The 12,558-nt window shown below is 67.5% G+C and carries 14 protein-coding genes; 1 reads left to right on the top strand and 13 read right to left on the bottom strand.

Going from position 1 to position 12,558, the window contains the following annotated elements:
• Positions 1-891, bottom strand: an 891-nt coding sequence (locus AC6EI8_RS18630) for a DUF1254 domain-containing protein (RefSeq protein WP_498382575.1), incomplete at its 3' end; no start/stop codon positions are given.
• Between the two features lie 299 nt (positions 892-1,190).
• Positions 1,191-1,829 carry a type III secretion system chaperone gene (locus tag AC6EI8_RS18635; RefSeq protein ID WP_265633757.1) on the bottom strand — a complete coding sequence of 213 codons (639 nt, stop codon included), beginning with the start codon at positions 1,827-1,829 and terminating at the stop codon, positions 1,191-1,193.
• A 225-nt stretch (positions 1,830-2,054) separates the two neighbouring features.
• On the opposite strand from AC6EI8_RS18635, the gene AC6EI8_RS18640 reads away from it, so the two are divergent.
• Positions 2,055-2,789, top strand: a complete 735-nt coding sequence (locus tag AC6EI8_RS18640) for a response regulator (RefSeq protein WP_223819685.1) — start codon at positions 2,055-2,057, stop codon at positions 2,787-2,789.
• A 62-nt stretch (positions 2,790-2,851) separates the two neighbouring features.
• Here the strand turns inward: AC6EI8_RS18640 and AC6EI8_RS18645 are convergent, their stop codons facing one another.
• The 11 genes from AC6EI8_RS18645 to AC6EI8_RS18695 all read right to left on the bottom strand — a co-directional run bounded on the left by AC6EI8_RS18645 (position 2,852) and on the right by AC6EI8_RS18695 (position 12,119).
• A complete protein-coding gene (locus AC6EI8_RS18645) occupies positions 2,852-3,430 on the bottom strand; it encodes a hypothetical protein (RefSeq protein WP_498382576.1) in 579 nt (192 codons plus the stop codon).
• A 6-nt stretch (positions 3,431-3,436) separates the two neighbouring features.
• Positions 3,437-4,051 carry a hypothetical protein gene (locus AC6EI8_RS18650; RefSeq protein ID WP_149316166.1) on the bottom strand — a complete coding sequence of 205 codons (615 nt, stop codon included), beginning with the start codon at positions 4,049-4,051 and terminating at the stop codon, positions 3,437-3,439.
• A 95-nt stretch (positions 4,052-4,146) separates the two neighbouring features.
• Entirely contained in the window at positions 4,147-5,610 is a 1,464-nt protein-coding gene (gene sctE / locus AC6EI8_RS18655; protein ID WP_498382577.1) for a type III secretion system translocon subunit SseC family protein, read from the bottom strand.
• Between the two features lie 134 nt (positions 5,611-5,744).
• Positions 5,745-6,383: a SycD/LcrH family type III secretion system chaperone gene (locus tag AC6EI8_RS18660; protein ID WP_498382578.1), complete on the bottom strand. Its 639-nt coding sequence runs from the start codon at positions 6,381-6,383 to the stop codon at positions 5,745-5,747.
• 28 nt (positions 6,384-6,411) lie between these two features.
• Entirely contained in the window at positions 6,412-7,035 is a 624-nt protein-coding gene (locus tag AC6EI8_RS18665) for a hypothetical protein (RefSeq protein ID WP_149316169.1), read from the bottom strand.
• Between the two features lie 47 nt (positions 7,036-7,082).
• Positions 7,083-7,484: a hypothetical protein gene (locus tag AC6EI8_RS18670; RefSeq protein WP_226106011.1), complete on the bottom strand. Its 402-nt coding sequence runs from the start codon at positions 7,482-7,484 to the stop codon at positions 7,083-7,085.
• Positions 7,485-7,651: 167 nt separating this feature from the next.
• The gene (locus AC6EI8_RS18675) at positions 7,652-7,915 is read right to left on the bottom strand and encodes an EscE/YscE/SsaE family type III secretion system needle protein co-chaperone (protein ID WP_226106013.1); all 264 of its coding nucleotides are present in this window, start codon (positions 7,913-7,915) and stop codon (positions 7,652-7,654) included.
• Complete coding sequence (gene sctD / locus AC6EI8_RS18680; protein ID WP_498382579.1) at positions 7,915-9,138, bottom strand: type III secretion system inner membrane ring subunit SctD; 1,224 nt, start codon at positions 9,136-9,138, stop codon at positions 7,915-7,917. The genes AC6EI8_RS18675 and sctD overlap by 1 nt, the downstream gene beginning before the upstream one ends.
• A 7-nt stretch (positions 9,139-9,145) precedes the next feature.
• A complete protein-coding gene (locus AC6EI8_RS18685; protein ID WP_150083758.1) occupies positions 9,146-10,651 on the bottom strand; it encodes an EscC/YscC/HrcC family type III secretion system outer membrane ring protein in 1,506 nt (501 codons plus the stop codon).
• The gene (locus tag AC6EI8_RS18690; RefSeq protein ID WP_149316174.1) at positions 10,648-11,079 is read right to left on the bottom strand and encodes a hypothetical protein; all 432 of its coding nucleotides are present in this window, start codon (positions 11,077-11,079) and stop codon (positions 10,648-10,650) included. Before AC6EI8_RS18690 ends, AC6EI8_RS18685 begins: the two co-directional genes overlap by 4 nt.
• A gap of 101 nt (positions 11,080-11,180) precedes the next feature.
• On the bottom strand, positions 11,181-12,119 hold the full coding sequence (locus AC6EI8_RS18695) for a transglycosylase SLT domain-containing protein (protein WP_498382580.1): 939 nt from the start codon (positions 12,117-12,119) through the stop codon (positions 11,181-11,183).
• Positions 12,120-12,558 lie beyond the last annotated feature (439 nt).

Consider the following 12,558-nt stretch of genomic DNA (forward strand, 5'->3'; position numbering starts at 1 on the left):
CGCGCGCGCCGTTTCCGGTTCCAGCACGGTGGTCGAATACGGTGCCCCGGGCTCGATGCCCAGCGCCCGTACCTTCTGCATCATGCCCTCGTCCGCCGTGGTCGGCGGGTTGGCCGGCAGCAGCGCGGCAAAGCGGTTGAAGAACGCCTGCGCGTCCATCGCCGCGACCTGCTCGACCGGGGGCGTCTCCAGGTCGACCGCCGCCGGCGGGATCGTCGGCACCGCCGGCAAGGCGCGGCGGCCGTTCGGCCAGGCGGCCAGCGGCGTCAGACGGTAGCCGTTCTGCAGCCGGTGCGCGGCCGGCAGATCGTGCCTGCCGTCAACCTGAATATGGAGCGCCGCCCAGGCCATCGCGGTCGGGGAGCGGATCTCGCGCACGCCGGCCGGCAACGCACCGGTCCAGTCCGGGCCGACGATCGCGTAGTTGCCGCGCTGGGTCCCGGTGGTCCGCTTGCCCAGCGCCGAGAAGACGTTGGACCAGCCGTCGAGCAACTGCATCGTGTAGTAGCGGCCCTGGGTGTCCGGCACGCTCAGCACCACCGGCCCGCGCGACAGATCGAGCCAGGCGATCGAGGTCAGGGTGTCCGCGTCGGGGCTTGCCATGTCCGAGGCGCCGGGACGCGGCGCGCCGCGCTGGTGGACAAAGGTATTGACCGCCGTCTGCCCCGCCGCGCCGGCCGAGGCCCGCGCCGCCATCACCTCGCGCGTGACATCGGTCAGCACGAGCGGATAGGCGTAGGTATAGACTTCGACGGCCAGCGCGCGGGCGTCGTCCCGCGTCGGTTGTACTGCCGCCCGTAGCGGCGACTCGTCGGGCGGCACCGCCGCGCACCCGGCCAACAGCGCGGCGACTCCCGCCGCGCCCGCCACTAGGCGTATCCACTGCATCATTTCCCGTTCCTTCTTGTGCGGCTGTCCCCGGGGCGAATGCCGATCCGGGGTGCCTTCTTTTCCGACCAGAATGATGGATAGCCTGGGCCAGGATTGTCAATCGACAGTGTGGCGCCGGGACGCCGCCGCCGGTCGATCTTCGCACCGTGCACCGACGTTCGCCGCCAGCGGCGGGCCAACGGGCCAACGGGCCAACGGGGCAACGGGGCAACGGGGCAACGTTCAACGGCCAGCGGTCAGCGCTCAGCGGTCAGCGGTCAGCGATCAGCGATCAGCGGCCAGCGATCAGCGGCCAGCGGTCAGCGGTGATGCAGATGAGGGTGGTAGCGCGGTTCCGTCGCGGCCGGCTTGGCCGGGGCCTTGGCACCGGGCTGACCGGTGCCCGGCGACGCAGGCTTTGCGCCGGCAGGACCGGCGAGACCAGCGGGACCGGCGGGGCCACCGAGGCCGGCCGGCCGGCCGGCCAACGGACCGGCGGGAAGCTCGTGGCCCGCCCTGGTTCCGGCCTGGTCGGCCTGGCCGCCCTCCGCACCCACACCGGCCACGCGCGCCGACCAGTCCTTCTGCATCAGGATGAAGTTGCCCAGCAGCGTCTCCAGCACCGTGCGGTCGATCTTGGCGAGCGGCATGGTCTGATGCAGGATCAGCGTGCCGGACTGCGGCTCCAGTCCCAGCGCGGCACCGTGGTCGCGCAGCGGCTCGACGCCGGTGGCCAGCATCTCCCTGACCATTTCGCGATCGAGCCGCTCCGGCAATTCTTCGGCGATCAATCCGACCAGCACCAGATTATGGTTGTCGTCATCGCGACGGAAGGTGATCGGGTACTCCTCGTCGACGCGGATATGGCACAGGCCATCCTCGTCGAACGCCATTTCGGGAATCCCGATCGATTCGCCGAACTCCGCCAGCAGGCGGTCAAAGCCATCCAGTCTGTTCATGTCGCGCTCCAGTCGCGTTCGTTCACACCTCGATCCATGGCATCGATCGGCTTCGATGCCGCGCGTCGATGCTGCCGGTCGCCGGCCCTCATTTCCATCTCATCGTTCCATCATTTATTGCTCATTGTCGCTACCTAGACTGGCGCCATCCTGAACCGAGGGCCATCGAGCCAACACCTGGCATCGGACGCAACTCGGATTCCGGCATAGTCTTCGGAGCAACACATGACTATCCAAACGTTGAACGGCCTTGCCGTGCTGCCGCGCCTGGTGCAATCCGCACGCCGCCCCATCACCGGTCACCTGTCCGCCACCCGCGTCGTGCTGGTCGACGATCACGCCGTGATGCGAGAGGGCCTGAAATCGCTGCTGACCAAGGCCGACCCGACCGTCGACATCGTCGGCGAAGCGTCGGACGGACACGGTGCCGTCCACGCCTGCCTGCAGTTCCATCCCGATCTGATCCTGATGGACCTGCAATTGCGCTCCCTCGACGGGGTCGACGCCATTGCGACCATTCGCCGCAGATGGCCCAGCATTCGCGTGGTGGTACTGGCCGGCCTGCATTCCGAGAACCGCGCGGCCGCCGCGCTGCGCGCCGGCGCGCACGCCTACGTCCTCAAACGCAGCAACCTGGAAAAACTGATGGCGGCGCTGCACGCCGTCCGCCAGGACATGGCCTATCTCGATCCCGACATCGACCTCGAACAGGTGGACGCGATGCGCCGCACCGAGGGGGACGACGGCGGCCATGTGGCCGCCGCCGGACTGACGCCGCGCGAGCGGCAGATACTGAAGCTGGTCGCCGAAGGACATACCAACCGGCGTGTGGCCGAGCGCCTGTCGATCAGCCTGAAGACCGTCGAGACGCATCGGATGAACCTGATGCGCAAGCTCGACGCCCACAATGTCGCGGACCTGTCCAAATGGGCGCGACGGCTTGGCCTGATCGACGTTTGATCGGGCATCCACGGTCCGGGCCATGCCGACCGGACCCGTCCTTGCCGTAGCGGCCCGCGGCGTCATGGCTGTACCGGCCGCCCTTGCCGTGGGCCGCCCCGCATCCGATACCGAACCTGCACCATGCCCGCGATGTCATGCGGCTCGCATTGCGCGCCCAGCTGGCGATAGACCGACAACAAACGCCGGCCAAGCTGCTGCTCATCGACATCGCTCGCGTGGCCCTCCGTCAACGGCACCAGCCCTTCGACGACCTCGACCTCCGGTACCGATCGCTCGATCGCATGGATCAGCGATACCAGCGTGCGCATCGCCCCGCGGAAGTCGCCTGGGGCGCTCGTGGGATCCGACGATCCCGACGAACCCGACGAACCCGACGAACCCGACGATCCCGAGGAATCCGATACGCCGGACTCGTCGTACGCCGCGATATCGCAGATCAACAGGGTGTCCTGCTCGAAGCGGTAGATCAGCTCGAGCCCGGCAAGCCGCACGCGGCGCCCCAGTTCGAATGCCGACTCGCCGAGATAGGCAATGTCGGGCTGCAGGCCGCGAGACAGCAGAAATCCGGTGACCGGATCCGCCGGCACGGCGATCGCGGCCTGCGGCGCTTCGCTGTCGGAATGCTTCGGCGCAGCCACGATCGATTACCGCGGGGCGACCGTGGCCTTGATGGCCGCGATCATTTCCTGTGTCAGCTGACCAGCCTCACGCAGATATTGATCGTGATGCTGATCGGCGTTGTCGCGCGCCTTGCCTGCGTCGCGCGCCGCCGAGTCCGAGACGTTGCGGGCGAGGTCGGCATGAATCTGCGCCTCCTCCGCCTTGCCGCGCGTACCGGCAGTCACGGTCTGGCCAATGGCGTTGCCGATACCGCTGGCCGGCGTGCCAAGATGCGACCCCATTTCCACACCCATGCCGTAGCCCAGGGGAGTCTTCAAGCCGATGATGCCGCCGCCAATGCCGCAGGCCATGCTGAAGCCGCCGGTAACAATCCCGGTCACGCCGGTCGCCACCTCGGCCTTCTTGCGTTGGTCCTTCGCATCGATGGCCCGTTGGTAGGCCAGCTTCTGCAGATCCGCCACGTTCTTCTCGAGCGCCGCGTGGCACTCCACGTAGGTGTTGTACAGCTTCCTCATCAAGGCCTGAAATTCGAGGATCATGGCCTGCGTCGACTTTGTCTCGCTGCTGCGGGCCGACGCTTCCGGCACGGTAATCGGCTGCTGCGTCGCGACGCTGGCCGAATTGCTGATGGTGTTCATCGTTGCTGCTCCTGTGAAATCGCTTCCGCGATGTCGGCGGCGACCTGCCGATGCAGCGCCACCGCCCGCTTCTTGATCGGAACGACTGTTGGCACTCAAACGCCGGCCGTTACGGCCTGCAGTGCCACGTCGCGAATCTCGCCGATTGCGTTGGTGATGTTTTCGGTATTGTCGATATGGTCCTGGGTGACCCGTTCGAGCGCGTTCCTGTTTTCCTTGATCTGTCGGCCGATCAGATCGATCAGAAACTGCAGCATCATCGCGTGGATCATCATCCGTTCGATCTCTTCCTTCTTGTTGGCGCCTTCGACGCGAAGCGCATTGACGGTGATCTGCTGTGCCGCCGGCGCGACGACTCGCGCCGTTGCCGATGCCGCCTCCAGCGCGGCCGTGAAGTTGACCGCCGCGCGCACTGTCGCCAGCGTCAGCTGCTTCTTGACCTGGTCGATGAAGGTCGACTGGATGACCTCGGTTGTCAGGCCGCGCATCTGCTTGGCGGCCTGCCACAGCGACTGCTCGACCAGCTTCTGCACGGCCTCATTGGTGAACGACCTGGCGAATGCCTCCGCCAGCTTCTGGCTGCCGCCCGCAACCCGCAGGGAGTTGCGCAGCTGCACGGCGACATCGTCGACCAGCGTCTGGGCGATGTTCTTGACCAGCTGCGATGCGGCTTCGGCAGCGTCGCCGCCTTTCTCCATCGCATTGACCAGCGTCACGCCAACCGAACTGATTCGCTTGCCGCCCTGCTCCACGCCGGTGGTCAGCAGTTCGCCGGCTGCCGTGCCGAGGATCGCATTGGCCGCCTTGGCGATCCTCGCCACCGAGACCACGCTTGCCAGGCCGGCCACCACGCTCAGGCCCATTTCCCATTTCGCCAGCTCGTCGATATGGTGTCGAAGCTTGCCGGCAAGCTCCGGGTGAGCCATCTCGATGGTCTGCAGCGTGCATTTGGCCAGCCCGACCAGACCAGCCGCAAGGTCGATGGCCCCCTGGGGTTGCCCGGTGGCGATCTTCAGCGCGCCGGTCACGACCTGCGCGGCGGCCATGGCCCAGTTCAGCACCAGCCCCAGTACCTGCCCCTTGCCGGCCTTCTGCTGCATCTGCTTCTGCTTCTCGGCGGCCTCCTGCTCCTTGCGCTGCTTTTCCTCGATGGCCGCCATTTCTTCCTTGCGCAGGGCAACGGTGTGGTCGAGGTTGGCCTTCATCATTTCGGCCGTGAAGATCCCGCTCTCGACCTGCAGTTCCATCAGGACCGCCTCGGGATTCAGTGCGCGCCGATAGAAGGCGTGCATCGATTCGGTCGCGCCGCCCAGGTCGCTCAGCGCCAGCTGAACGGCCTTTTCGTCATGCTTCGAGGCCGCCTTCGCGGCACGAAACGCGCCGGACAACACGTCCATGACGCTGCCCCAGGCGCGCTCGGCGGTGCGCCGGTCGACCTCGCGCAGCGCCGGCGGCGGTGGCTTCAGCAGCGAAGCGGCAAAGGCCGCGGCTCGAGCGACCTGGTCAACCTCCTCGGCCTCCTCGACCTCCAACGCCGAAGCCGGCAACATGGCCGGCATGGCAACGCGCGCTCCCGCGCTGCCACGAACCATGCCGGTCCGGCCGGGTCCGCTTGCCTCCCACTGCGTATCGAGGCGATCCTGCCTCTCCCCGCCGGGAACCAGCCCGACGGGCTGTAGTGCATTGGCACCGATCATTGTTTTCCTCCTTCCATTCGCGCGCTCTCTGCGGCCGGCGGGGTTGCCGGCGGCAGGGCCTGAAACGACTGCAGCGACTGCAGCGATTGTTCGGCGAGACCGCGCAGTCCCTGGTATGTGATCTGCTCCCCGCACCAACCGATCGCGGCCGAATAGGCTTGCGCCGCCTTCTGATACTCGCCGCACAACTGCAGGCTGACCCCGGCCAGGTAGGGTGGCTTCGGTTCCCACATGCGCAATTGCGCGCAGCGCGTGAAGCAATAGATCGCCTCGTCGTGCCGATGCAGCTTCTGCAGGCTCAGCCCCAGCGACAACCAGTAGTCGTAGCCGTGCGGGTCGATCGCCGCCAGCGCAAGGAAGAGCTGCCGCGCACCCTCGTGGTCGTCTGCCTCGTACCGCTGGCAGGCGTACGTGTACAGGACCTCCAGCGCGGCGGCATCGAGCCCGAACAATTCGCGCAGGCTCCCGCCCTCGGCGAAGTAGCGCTCGACGTCCCGCTGCGCCGCGTTATGAGCGATCGGCTCCATCGGCTCCATCGGCTCTGCCGGCGCCGGATCGCGATCGCCGTCGGCGCGGCCGGCGCCGGCAAGCGGCGCCGCACCGGATGGACTTGCCTGCTTCAACACGCGTTGCACGGTGCTCTCCCCTGGCTGGCTTGCGCGATCAGACCTTGGACGTGATCTGTTCCTTGATGCGCTTGACCATGTCGATCAGCGACGTCAGCAGTTGCTGGACCACTTGCAGCAGGCTCAGCGCAATATTGGTCTGCTGCATGTACTGGCTGTTCATGTCGGTGTACTCGGTCTTCTTGATGTCCAGGCTCCCAATGGCGGTGCGCAACTGGGCGGCCGAGTACTTCTGACTCGCAAATTCCTCGAAGCTCGCGTATTTGCGGGGAAAGACACCGTCGATCTGCAGGTTGTTGTCCCACATGTAGCGGGCGACGTCGCTCGGCAGCGTGGTGGTCTTGTTCGGATCGGAACCGATGTCCTTGTCGATGGCGATCTGGGTCGCGTTCTTCAGCTTCTCGATCGCGCGCGCCGTTTCGTTGTTCCACTTGTATTCGTCCATGCGCGCGCCGACCTCGAGCCGCTGGTTCTCGATCGCCTGGAACATCAGCGCGAAGCAGGCGGAATCGGTGACCGGCTTGGTATCGTAGTTACGCGGAACGAGCAGCCCGCCGGCCAGCGGCGCGGGCTCGGCGGTCGTCAGAGGCATCTCCTTGACAGGCGCGTCGGTCTGCAGCAGCAGTTCCGGATTGGGTCGCGTTTGTATATGTCCAGCCATTTTTCTACTCCAATTCAATATTCAAGATTCAAAACAGGAGGGCCTCGTCATGCAAAACGGCGCACGCGTTTCTTGGGCTTTTCCGCCGTGCTCCCGGCGCGAGGCGGCACCGGAGCGGTTTGTTGTTCCTCCCCGCGCGCACCGAACACCTTTTGCTTGTAGCGCTCGATTTCGCGGCGGTCCTGCGCGGCGCGCAGGTTCATTTCCTTGATCATGGCCTGCAGCTGCTCCATCCGGCCCTGTATGTCGTCGCCGTTGTTTCGGCTCGCATCCAGGAAGGCGGCCAGCGCGGCCAGCTCTTGCGCGGCCTTGGGATCCCTGGTCGCGCGCAGCTGCAGATCGTCGATGCGCCGTTCGATCTCGGCCCAGTCGTTCATCTCCTTTTGCAGCGTTGCGCGCAGACGTTCGAGGGTTTCCACGGCCTGCTTCCACAATTGCTCTTCTTCCATCTTGCTTCTCCATTCGAAGCCCGTTGTGATGACTCTACGGATCAAGGCTTCATGAATCTATTGAAAAATCCGGGGTGCTAAAGCATTTGGTTTTCGTTCGGGTATTGCGCCAAGGCGTTTGCGGTCATGGATCATTGCAACGCCATTCGGGCCGCTTCGCGCAGCGCTCACGCGCGCTGTGCCGCCAGCCGGCGCCATACCTTGTCGACCGTGCGCGTGCCGGCCAGACAGAGCTCGCGCATCGCCGTCAATCGGGCGAAGGCCTCCGGCGTCTGCGGCGCGCGCAGCTGTGCATCGATGCTTCGGCGCGCGCGCGCCAGTTCGGCGCGCAGCTGCTTGCGCAGCGCGCCGTCGCTGTCCTCGGCCAGGCGGCACTCGATCTCGGTGCCATACAGGGCGGGGGGCGGGGTGTTGGATGAAGTCGGTTCCATCAAAGCTCCAGCGGTAGATGCATCAGCTCGCCCTCGCGCTCGAGGTCGATGCCGTTGCGGTCCAGATGCACGATCACGTGGCCCGCCGGCAGCCGGCTTCCCGTCTTCAGGCGCGTGCCGTTGGCCAGATCGAGAAAGGCCAGCTCGCCGCTGCCGCCGAAGCTGACCACCGGCGCGGGGAAGATGCCGGTCTGGATCGACCGGGTCGGGATGTTCTGGAAGATGACCTTGGGGGCGTCCGGATGCGAGCCCGCGAACGCGTGCGTGACCGCCGACAGGCTGCGCTGTGCGCCTTCATCGAGCACGCCGGTGATCAGGATCAGGTCCTTCTCGCGCGCGACGCTGAGCCGCCCGATCAGGCCCGCGTCGCGCAGCATGCCGATCAGCGTCTTGACGCTGGTGCCGACCGGGTCCTCCACCGACCACCGCCGCAATCCCTGCATCGACGACAGCATCGACACCGCGCGGCGCCAGCGCGCGTCGGCATGGAGGGTGCCCTGGATGACCACCGTGCCGACCGCCGGACCGGGCCGCACCCGCGCCTCGCCGAAGCCGTGCAGATTCAGCACGGCCTGCACGTTGCGCACCAGTTCGTCCTGGCACAGGGTGTCGTCGCGATACGGCTTGCCGTGCTCGCGCAGCCTGTCAACCAGTGCGTTGCGCGCATTCGAATCCAGACAGCTGCCGGCCAGCACCATCATCCCGTCCTGACGGGTGGCAACATCGATGCCCTGCTGCCGCGCCCGCTTGCGCCACTCGGCCAGCCACTCGTCGCGATCGACCACCGCGCTGTCCGGCTGCAGCATCCCGTACGCCCAGATCGCCGCGCCCGCGCTGCCGGACATCAGCAGCACCAGGCCGGCGTACGCCAGGACGGTCGCCACCATGCCGCGTCGCCCGTCTCGCCGGGCCGGTACCTTGCGCTCGGGCAGCGGCCGATCGGCATCCCCGACCAGCAGCGCGAGGCCGCCGATGTCGACGACCTTCTCCAGCGGCAACGGGACGTCCGCCGGCTTCGTCGGCACGCCTTCTATCCATACCGGCACCTCAGTGCGCAGCAGCACGCCCTGCCCGGTGCAATCGAGCACGGCGCGCCCGCCGCCCTCCAGCATGGCGTCAAGGTCGGGATCGGCGCCGCCGATGGTGAATTCGCCCTCGGGCAAGCGCAGCCGGCGTCCGGCCAGCGGCCCGCTGAGGATCTTGATCTGGTATCGGTATTTCATGACCACTTCAGTTGAGGGCGTGCGGTTCGGCCTTGATCAGGAACAGCCGCACGACGCTCAGGTTCTCTCGGGTCTCGTTGCGGAACAGGCCGCCGACCAGCGGCAGGTCGCCCAGCAGCGGAATCTTGCGTTGGCCCTGGCGCTGCTTCTCCTCGACGAAGCCGCCCAGCAGCAGGCTCTGACCCGGCCGCAGGATGGCCTGCGTGGCGATGCCGGAGTTGCGCACCTGGGGCAGCTGCTCGATGTTGTTGGCCGGTGGCTCCTGCCGCCCGTCCTGGATGTCGAGCGTCAGCATTACCTCCTGCTCCCCGTGCATGTCGATCAGACGCGGGGTCACGCGCAGCAGCGAGCCGGCCGCGACCGAGGCCAGCTCTGCGACCTTGTTGCCCTGCAGCTTGGTGTAGAAGGTGATGTTGCGGTCGAGCACCGCCTGCACGTTGTTCAGCGTCACCACCGACGGGCGCGACAGCACCTTGGCCCTGGAGTTCTGCTCCAGCGCGTTGATGCGGACGAAGAAGTCGGCGGTGTTGCTCAGCACCGTCGAGAAGGTGCCGTCCGTGGCCGCGGCATTGCCGGCGTTGAAGCTGATGCGCGACTTGCCCAGGCCGACGCTGCCGCCGATATCGAGGCCAAGCTCGCGCATGTCGGCGGCGTCCACGTCGATGATCGCCACCGAGATCTCGATCTGTCGCGGCCGCTGGTCCAGCTGCTTGATCAGCTCCGCGTACAGCGGGATGTTCGCCGCGCGGTCGCGCACGATCACGGCGTTGTTGCGGGCATCCGCCGAGAACGTCGGCTGCGTGCCGGAGACCGGTACCACCTGCCCGCTTTCCGTCGGCGCCGGAATCGCACGGCTGCGCACCATTTCCCGCAGCTCGGTGACCACGCCGGGAATCACGACCTGCTGGTCGCGGTAGGTGTAGGCGCCATCGACCGCCGAGGCATAGCGCAGCGGGAAGACCTGCACGACCTCCTTGTTCTGGGTCTGGTTCAACGTCTTCTCGTCGAGATCCTTGGCCAGCTTGCCGATCCTCTGCACGCAGACCGGGACGCCGAATACCTCGACCGCATTGAAATTGCTGACCGGCCGCACCGAGCAGGTACCACCCTTGAACACGCCGGCCTCGCGCAGGTACTGCGCCAGCTCGCCGGCATCGAGATAGGACGGCGTCAGGACTTCGGTCCTGACCTCGCCGGCCTTGTAGGCGTACAGCACGCGGCCGTCGAAATACCAGGCGAGGTTGTACAGCTGCGCCAGCTGGTCGAGCAGGCGTTCCGGCTGGCGGCCCTCCAGCGTGCCGACGAAGGTGTCGTTGACGTCCGGGCTGACGATCACCGGCACGCCATAGTTGGCGCCCAGGTCGCGCAGCAGCGCGGCGACCTTCATGCCGCGCGAAGACACGGAGAACTCCGGGCCCGACAGGCCCAGCGGGCCCGATGCCGCCCGTGCCTCGACGGCGAATACCAGCGCCGCGGCGAGAAACGTCAGCTTGCCCAGCTGCAATGCATTCATATCAGTCTTCCAATATCCGAACCCGGTCCGGTCGCGGCGGCGCGCGCGCTTTCCGTCAGCCGCCGGACCAGCGCCAGTTGCAGCGCAAGCCGTTCTTCCAGTTGCTTCGCTTCGATATCGTGGTCGTAGCGGTGCCACAGCAGCCACGCCTTGCCATCGCTGGCCAGCGCGTCATCGGCCGCGGCCGGCGTTGCGGCCAACGACAGCGTCGCGTCGTCGAGCCAGCCTTCGGGCGGCTCGGCGCCGAGCTCGAGCAGCAGGCCGATGCACAGTCCCGCCTCGAGGCACCACGCGCTGGCCGGCACACCGCCGACCTCGATCTGCGCGGTCGGTCCATTGGCGGCGATCACCGCGACGCCTGGACAATCCATCAGCTTGCGCAACCAGGCGCCGGCACCGCGCTGGCCGAAAGTGGACGGTGGGTTCATCGACTCATCATCTGGCAGGGAACGCGACGGCGTGATCCGGTCATGACCTGAAAGCCGTGCGCCGGCGCCGCGCGGCGGCGGCATGCTTGATGGCACCGTCATCAGACCGGTCCCGCGCGTACCGGCTCGGGGGCCGGCAATCGCGTCCAGGTCGACGCCTCGACGGGCGCGTCCGTCGCCATCGCCCGTACCGTGGCAGCGGTCCCGTTTGTTGCCGCGCGCGTCGGCGGCTGCGAGCTGGACGTCAACAGCGCGCCGATCCAGTTCGATACGGTCCGCAGCGTCGCATCGGCCTGCTGGCGTGCCGCGGCGTTGCTGCCGGCCCTCGCCGGACGGCCCGCCTTCGCGCTGCTGCCGTCGTCGGTGCGGCTCGCGATCGTGCCGGCGGCTTGCGCATCGGCCGTGCCGCCGTTGCCGGGGGCATTGGCGCCCGCCGTCGGGGCAGCCGGCAAGGGCATTTGCGCTGTTCCGGGCGTCAGGCCGAGGTGCGCCAGCACCTTGCCGACGTAGCCCTGCGTCTCGGCAAAGGGCGGAATGCGGCGGCCATACCTTTCGACCGCGCCCTCGCCGGCGTTGTAGGCCGCCAGCGCCAGCGTCAGGTCCTCGTCGAAGCGGTTCAGCAGCCAGCGCAGATACTGCGTGCCGGCGCTCAGATTGCTGCGCGGATCGCGCAGATCGGCCGCGCCGAAACGTCGCCCCGTCGCGGGCATTACCTGCATCAGGCCGACCGCGCCTTTCGGCGAGCGCGCCTGCGGCTGGAAATTGGATTCGACCTTGATCACCGCCCTGACAAGGTGCGGCGCGACATCGTGCCGGCGCGCGACCTCTTCGATCAGATCGTCGTAGGCCGATGCCAGCCGTGCGTTCGGCGGGGCGAGCGCCAGTTGCGTGTGGCGCGGGCGCGTTGCCCCCCGCGCGGCGGTCACAACTTCGCCCGCCATGCCGCCATCGCGCATCCCCTCGCGCATCCCGTCGCGCATTCCCTCGCGCATTCCCTCGCGCATCGCCTCCCGCATCCCCTCGCGCATTCCCTCGCGCATTCCCTCGCGCATCGCGTCGGGCCGGAAGGCGACGGTGCGCGCGCGGTGCCGTGGAAGCCGGCGATCGCGCCTCGGCCGACGCAACCGCGGGGTCGACGGTCGGCGCGATGGCATCGAGACCGAGCACGCGGGCGTTGTCCTGGCCCATGGCGCGTGCCGCATGGCGGGCCAGCGTGCTGAGCGCCAATTGTTCGACACCGGGGCGCCCGTGGCCGGCGCTTCCGTCAGCGGGGCCCCAGTGGCCGGAGCGTCCGTCATCGGCGCGTCCGTCATCAGCGCGCCCGTCAGCGGCGCCACGCGAACCAGCGGAGCCGCGAAGTTGCGCTTGCGGTATTGCGGTCGACGAAGCGGCCCGCTCGCTGTCCACGATGGCCCGGGCCTCCCGCTCTGCGGCGCTCCGCACGCCCCAGATACTGCCGGCCGCGGGGTTCACCGCTTG

The sequence above is a fragment of the Cupriavidus sp. R6-3 genome (assembly GCF_059772245.1).